The sequence below is a fragment of the Alcanivorax sp. HI0083 genome (genome assembly GCF_001635175.1).
Window position 1 is genome coordinate 1 of the sequence record NZ_LWFX01000716.1, and the last position, 335, is coordinate 335.

Here is a 335-nt window from a genome sequence, read left to right on the forward strand (position 1 = left end):
GGCCAGGCCGTATCTGCCTGGGTCAGCGTCAACGTGGGCACATCAACCTGCAGCTGTCCGCTGATCGGCTCACCGCCTTCCAGAGTGCCCCACAGCGCCACGGATGCATCCAGCGAGCCCAGATCCAGCGGCATTTTTTCTATCTCGGGCAACCATTCGTGCAGGCGCTTGCCCTCGAAGCGGGTATAGATATCCGCATCCACCTCATCCAGCGCGTAGGCATCATCGTGCAGGTGTATCTTTGCCAGCAGGGAGAGGGGGCGGTCCCGGGCTTCCACACGCAGGGCCAACCGGTGTTCGCCACCCGTGTTGGTCATGGTGGCATCCAGCTGCGA

At 62.7% G+C, this 335-nt stretch carries 1 protein-coding gene; it reads right to left on the minus strand.

Annotation, left to right across the window (positions count from 1 at the left end; genetic code table 11):
* On the minus strand, positions 1–317 hold a 317-nt coding region (locus tag A3754_RS07035; RefSeq protein WP_231880530.1), incomplete at its 3' end, for a hypothetical protein.
* Positions 318–335 lie beyond the last annotated feature (18 nt).